Consider the following 5458-nt stretch of genomic DNA (forward strand, 5'->3'; position numbering starts at 1 on the left):
GGCTAAAAGCGCTTTATTCTTTGTTGAGTAGTATTTGCTTAGAATGACTAGGCTACACACTACTCGCCGCGACTAAAGCACTTTTATCTCGAACAAAATTTAACCCTGAAAGATCAACACCCCTAGTATTAATTAAAGTTTCTGACCGGCAATCCAGGTCTCTTTTACTGATAAGTCGTCATTCAATACCACCATATCAGCTTGCATTCCTTGACTAAGTTGACCACGAATGACCTCTTGGTTTTGGTATAAGTACTCTGCTGGATATAAACTGGCCATACGTATCGCTTCACCCAACTCAATGCCTAAGCCTTGATGAGTATTTTTAACCGCGCTCGCCATATCTAACGAAGAGCCAGCAAGTTCACCCGTGGTTGAGGTCAGCTTGCCATTGTCGACATAAACAGTGCGATCATATAAAGCGAACTGTGTTTGTGTTGTTCCCACTGGCGGCATAGCATCAGTAACTAAGAACACTTTTCCTTGGGGTTTAGCTTGTATCGCTAATTTACAACTGGCGTAATCAACATGGAAACCATCGACAATTAAGCCACAGCTAGTGTTATTATTTAATAGCGCCGCACCAACAACCCCAGGCTCTCGCCCCTGTAGTGGTGACATAGCATTAAATAAATGCGTAAAACCACTGGCGCCAGCATCGATAGCTTGTTGCGCCGTTTCAAAATCAGCGTTGGTATGACCTAGACAAACTTTAATACCTAACTCAACCATACGGGAAATATCTTCAGCACTGACCGTTTCCGGCGCGAGAGTGACAATAACTTGACCAATATCTTGGCGGGACAGGATCTGCCATTCAACGGCAGAGATGCCGCGGATATAATCGGCACAATGGGTGCCTTTTTTCTCAATAGATAAATGCGGCCCTTCAAAGTGAATACCAAGAATGCCTGGAACATCTTCGGCTATCGCTTGAGCAATTGCATCTGCAGCTTGTTGCATGACGGCAACTTTATCGGTAATTAACGTTGGCATCATAGCCGTAGTGCCAAATTGAGCATGAGCAGCCATGATGATTTTTAAGTTATCAACTGAGGGCGAGTCGTTAAATAATGCCCCGCCACCACCGTTAACTTGTAAGTCGATATAACCAGGAACAACTAAACCTTGAGCGAACACATCGACATGACTCGTGTTTTGGTCAATATCGGTAATTTTACCGTCCACTATAGTCAACACTTGATCTTCAAGAAAAGTGTGTCCGTCAAATAATCGTTGAGCATGGAAGCGCGTTTGTGTCATGGATTGTCCTAGAGTATCAACTTCAATGGGTAAAAATATTTTAAAAAGTCTTTGCGATAAACCACTACGCCGATTGTTGCACAGACACTTTAGCTTGTTGCTGCCGAGCGAAAAGTACTGAGCCAACTTCCGGTGGATTTAATGGCTCAGTAAGATTGGCTTTTATATCGCTCGCTAACCAAGATTTCAATCTCGGTGTTAGGCCGCCAATCATAGACATGCGAGGTGGATTTTTTACCGCTAAAGTACGAGCAATGCCATTAATATATTCGGCGCCTTCAGCAACAATAGCCAAGGCAACTTTATCACCTAGCTCTGCGGCATCAAAAACTAAATTAGCTTGCTGTGCATAAAAAGTCGCTTTTTGACTGGCAACGGCTTCAACTAAATCAGTATCGTCATTGCAGTTAAGTTTTTTCAACAATACCGCTGACATCAAGGTTGGCTCGACTAAGCCATCAAGGGATAATAAAACCTGCTTAACCCCTTGTAAACCAAACCAAGCGCCACTGCCTTTATCACCATGGGGAAAACCATGAGCGCCAACAGTCGTGTGCTGTTCATCGACACAAGCAAAGCCACATGAGCCAGTACCGGTAATCATCACAGCGCCATCATTGCCATTATGGGCACCTAAACAGGCGATTAATAAATCAGTCGCTAGATGCATTGCTTTAAAGGGGTGTTGCCAAGCGGCCATTTGGTCAAATAGCACAGGTAAGTTAACGCCTGCTAAACCAACACCAGCGATTAATTCACTCAGCTCTATATGCGCTAAACCAGCATCTGCTAACGCTAATTTAGCCGAGTCAGTAATAGAATAAGTTGCTTGCTCAAAACCATGCAATGGATTACCGGGACCTGAGATACCTGTACCAAGTATTTCATTATCTTTATTCATAATAATGGCTTTACATTTACTGCCTCCACCATCAATGCCTAAAAATAATTCATTGTTTTTGTCACTACTTGTCAGCATACCGATCCCATGTTCACTGTCTATATTTTAATTTTTTGATTTTTTCATCTTAGCTAGAAATGACAGCGTTGTCATTTGTTTTTTGGATAAAATATCAGCTTTTTTTACAAGTGTTACCAAATGTAATTTAACTAACTGATAATATTAGATAAATATCAGTTAGGTAATTTGAACCTTCTTATTGAACTTGGGTGATACGACTTGCTCTTAGACCATTAGTACTACGACTTCTGATATTTACCTGACCAGAAACGGCAATAGGCTCTTGATAAGTAAGCCAGTTGCCGCCACTCACTTGATATTCAATTGTCAGGCCTGGAAAAGCAATATTGGCATGCAGTTTACCTGCTTGGATAATAGCGCCAACGGTAGGTAGGCGATAATCAATTTGCGCTAGTTCAAGTTTGGCAAACTCTTTTTGTCCTAACGTATTGGCAAATTTAGCCCATTGGCTATCACGCATGGTTTGCATTTTTTTAGTAAAAGCATTGCTTTGCGATGAATACTTAGCGCCTTGATAATTATAAGGTACTGCCCAGCCAGCAAGATGCCAGGCACGCTCGGCTAAAGCCAATATTCGTGGAAATACTTTATGCTCAACCATGTCATCAGTGCGGACATTCTCACTCCACAATTGCCCTTGAATACCTAAGAATTTTTTACCTGCCGCCATTGGCGTTTTAGTATCATCGGCAACATAAGTATTATCTTGTCGGTCTAACCAAAACTCGGCATGAACTGGCAAGTTATCAGGCATAAACTGGAATACTTTTTCAGTATTGGTGTGGCGTGATGCCCAATAATAGCCATGCTCTTTAGGGTCTGCCTCATGGGGAAAATCAAAATATAACACGTCAGGGCTAGAGATAACTACTTGCCAATCTCGGTTTGCTAATAGATGAACCTTATCGTGACCTCCCCAAAATAGCGCGTCCCAAGCGTTGGCTTGTACAATTGCTGGCATATTTTCCTTGCGAGTGTGCTCCATGCCATCACTCCAACCTGCGGTTTCAATATCAAGTTCAGATAAAATTCCGGCAACACGTTCAATAAAATAAGCACCTAATTCACTCATTTTAGTCACTCCTTTATCGTTATTCGCAACAAAGTCCTTACAGGCTGGCGAGTCTAACCAAGCACCGGCAGTTTCATCTGCGCCAATATGATAACGAGTAAGCGGCTGGCCAGCATCGGCATGAATTTTTTTCACTTGAGTCATCACTTCGACAACAAAATCATACGACGACTCTAAACAGGCATTAATGGTGTTATCACCATAAAATTGCACTGAAGAATACTTAGTTTTATCTTGGAAATCTTCTAGCAAGAACTGCTTGGCTTTAGCTTCATCTTCTAAAGCTTGGTATTTTTTATAACGCGCAGTCATCGCCTTAATTGAAGCACGAGAATGACCCGGCATATCAAGTGATGGGATCACTTGAATATGTCTAGCACTGGCTGCTTTTAAAATTTCGTGATAATCACTAACACTGTAATAACCACTGACTGATGAGTTTTCATCAATGCCAGCACCGAGCTGCGGCATTAAACAATTTTCTTCGCTAACATCAAAACACCGCTTGGCACCAATATCCGTAAGTTCAGGTAAACTGGGGATTTCTAAACGCCACCCTTCATCATCACCAAGGTGTAAATGCAGTTTATTTAACTTGTAAGCTGCCATTTGATCTAGCAGTTTTAAAATAAATTCTTTTGAATGAAAGTTACGCGCAACATCCACTAACATGCCACGAAAGACAAAATGTGGTTCATCTTCAACCACTAACATAGGTATACGCGACTCACCAACAGTCACTAAACTTGCCAGTGATTGCAAGCCGTTAAATACGCCATTGCCATCAACGCCCACGATGGTAATTTCTTTACTGGTGACATTTAAACTGTAGCTACCGATAATTTTATTGTCATTAGGAGTAATACTTAGCCGTAGCGGTAAGCCCGCAGCATTTTGTTTAACACCTAAAGTGGCTAAACGTGATAGCGCTGCATCAACATCATCGTGTTTAACATTACCTAAAGATACCGCAACACCTTGACCAATATTAGCAAAGCCCATATTTACATCGATATTTACCGATTTAGGGGTTGGAATAATTGCGTGCAACACCGCGAGCTTGTCTTTTACCAGTACAGAGTTACGTTGATAAAGCTTTTCAGGCGTTAGCCATTGCGTTTTATCTGACGCGGTACGTTTAAACTGAGTATTGATATCGGTGAATGTCTCCACATGAGGAAGTACTTCTAAACCGGTATCTTTATCAATGAAAGGTACTGTGCTTTCAATAACTCGTGCTTCAAGCCTAGGTGCACTAACAATATAATTAGGCATCACATCAGACTCAGCTAATGACCAAAACATAGCGCGGAAGTTTAAGGTTTTTGTCTCGCCTTGGCTAAAGCCGGAAAAATTATCTTTTAAGCTAATCTGATGTAAATCACCGTTCAGATGCTTTACGTTAAAGTCATCACTTTCAAAAGACTGAATGGGTGCAATTTGACTAAAATGAATAATCCAGTCTTTTGCCGCTATAGCTTGTGTCGCGGTGAAAGATAACTCCACTTCAAAACAGGCGCCATCGGCAACTTTACTGTCACATTTATCACTAGGGATATTGGTAACCACACGATAGTTAACTTCTAAGTGCTGGGCAATGTTATCAATATCACTTTGAGCAACAGAGTAAATAGCTTGTAAGTTAATTTTCTCACCGGTATCAACAGCTGGCGCAGGGGATTTTTCACAACCGAGTAGAGATAAGCTAGCGGCAATAGTAAGCGCTAAAATCTTTTTATTCATCTTGCTAATGTGCATTTTTAAAGGACCTTTTACAACGTTCAGTGAGAAAGCTACTTTGCTTTAGATGTTATTGTTAACATAACTATCCATAATTTTGACAGCGCTGTCAAAATTAAATACATAAAACACCGATCTTGTAACAATATTACACGCTCTATATGATAGTCACTGACTTTAATGCTGTCGAACAGGAGAATATCTTAAGTGCATATTGCTACACGATGTAAATTAACATGTAATTCTCACAAGCTTTGACAGCGCTGTCAAAATTAAATATGCTAACTTAACGTCACGGCTGTTAAATATTCATCAGCTTAAGCCTAGATAGTACGACTAAAATCACTATCAATTACCTAATAACAAACAATAAGTTGGTTCTATGAGTAAAATTATTCCGA

Annotated in this window: 3 protein-coding genes; all 3 read right to left on the bottom strand. The window is 40.9% G+C overall.

The window, feature by feature from the left end; all coding sequences use genetic code 11:
* Nucleotides 1–132: 132 nt before the first annotated feature.
* The 3 genes from nagA to HRT50_RS17435 all read right to left on the bottom strand — a co-directional run bounded on the left by nagA (nucleotide 133) and on the right by HRT50_RS17435 (nucleotide 5075).
* Entirely contained in the window at nucleotides 133–1263 is a 1131-nt protein-coding gene (gene nagA, locus HRT50_RS17425) for an N-acetylglucosamine-6-phosphate deacetylase (RefSeq protein ID WP_291616860.1), read from the bottom strand.
* Between the two features lie 64 nt (nucleotides 1264–1327).
* Nucleotides 1328–2242: an N-acetylglucosamine kinase gene (gene nagK, locus HRT50_RS17430; protein ID WP_291616862.1), complete on the bottom strand. Its 915-nt coding sequence runs from the start codon at nucleotides 2240–2242 to the stop codon at nucleotides 1328–1330.
* Between the two features lie 178 nt (nucleotides 2243–2420).
* A complete protein-coding gene (locus HRT50_RS17435; protein WP_291616864.1) occupies nucleotides 2421–5075 on the bottom strand; it encodes a family 20 glycosylhydrolase in 2655 nt (884 codons plus the stop codon).
* Between the last annotated feature and the right edge of the window lie 383 nt (nucleotides 5076–5458).

The sequence above is a fragment of the Colwellia sp. genome, from assembly GCF_013215345.1.
Lineage (GTDB): Bacteria > Pseudomonadota > Gammaproteobacteria > Enterobacterales > Alteromonadaceae > Colwellia.

What these genes read in the sequence shown, in the direction of transcription:
- nagA (WP_291616860.1), bottom strand. Translation starts at nt 1,263, where the DNA reads ATGACACAAACGCGCTTCCATGCTCAACGATTATTTGACGGACACACT.
- nagK (WP_291616862.1), bottom strand. Translation starts at nt 2,242, where the DNA reads ATGCTGACAAGTAGTGACAAAAACAATGAATTATTTTTAGGCATTGAT.
- HRT50_RS17435 (WP_291616864.1), bottom strand. Translation starts at nt 5,075, where the DNA reads ATGCACATTAGCAAGATGAATAAAAAGATTTTAGCGCTTACTATTGCC.